Source organism: Mycobacterium gordonae (assembly GCF_002101675.1).
GTDB lineage: Bacteria > Actinomycetota > Actinomycetes > Mycobacteriales > Mycobacteriaceae > Mycobacterium > Mycobacterium gordonae.
On sequence record NZ_LQOY01000178.1, the window covers coordinates 1 to 1,024 of the forward strand.

At 76.4% G+C, this 1,024-nt stretch carries 1 protein-coding gene; it reads left to right on the plus strand.

The genetic code is table 11. The annotated features are described in order from the left end of the window. Window positions 1–1,024, plus strand: a 1,024-nt coding sequence (locus AWC08_RS38605) for a PGRS repeat-containing protein (protein WP_336442450.1), incomplete at both ends; no start/stop codon positions are given.

The window sequence follows — 1,024 nt, forward strand, 5'->3', positions numbered from 1 at the left end:
GAGCAGCCCACCGGCGGCGCCGGCGGAGCGGGTGGGCTGCTGGCGGGGCTGGTCAGTGCGGGCGGCGGCCATGGCGGCGCCGGCGGCAGCGGTGCAACCGGGGGTACGGGTGGTGCCGGAGGCAACGCCGGGTTACTCGCCGGCCCGGGCGGATCCGGCGGAATCGGTGGAATCGGTGGCGGAACTGGCGGGGTTGGCGGCAACGCAGGGTGGCTGTTCGGCCCCGGCGGCGCGGGCGGAGCGGGCGGCCTTAACTATCAAGCTCCCGGTGGAACAGGTGGGAACGGCGGCAGTGCCGGCCTGTTCTTCTCGGACGGCGGTGTCGGTGGAGCGGGCGGAGCCGGCGTGTTCGGCGCCGGAGGCGCCGGCGGCAATGGCGGCAATGCCGGTTGGCTGTTCTCCAACGGAGGCGTCGGTGGGGCAGGCGGCGCCGGAGGTGACGCCATCGCGCCGATACCCGGCTTCCCGGGGGGCAACGGAGGCGCCGGCGGGCTCGGCGGCAAAGGCGGCATGCTGATCGGCAGCGGCGGCGCCGGCGGCGCCGGCGGTGCGGGCGGGACCGGTGGTCATGTGGGTGGAGCCGGCGGCGCGGGCGGCAACGCGGTACTCATCGGCAACGGCGGCAACGCCGGTGTCGGTGGCACCGGGCCGGCCGCGGGCAGCAACGGAATCGGTGGAACCAGCGGGTTCCTGCTCGGCTTGGACGGTTTCAACGCTCCTCCATCCAGCGGCCCCTTGGCGCCCCTGCACGCCCTGCAGCAGCAAGCGCTCACTGCGATCAACTCCCCCGTTCAGGCGGCGACCGGCCGCCCGCTGATCGGCAACGGCACACCCGGCGCGGCCGGTAGCGGGGCAGACGGCACGCCTGGCGGGTGGCTCCTCGGTGATGGCGGCGCCGGCGGGTCCGGCCCCTTGACTTCGGGTCAGAACGGCGGGGCCGGCGGCGCCGCCGGGCTGTTCGGCGCCGGCGGGGCCGGCGGGGCCGGCGCGACGGGTGGCACCAACCTCATCAGCGGTGTGGCCG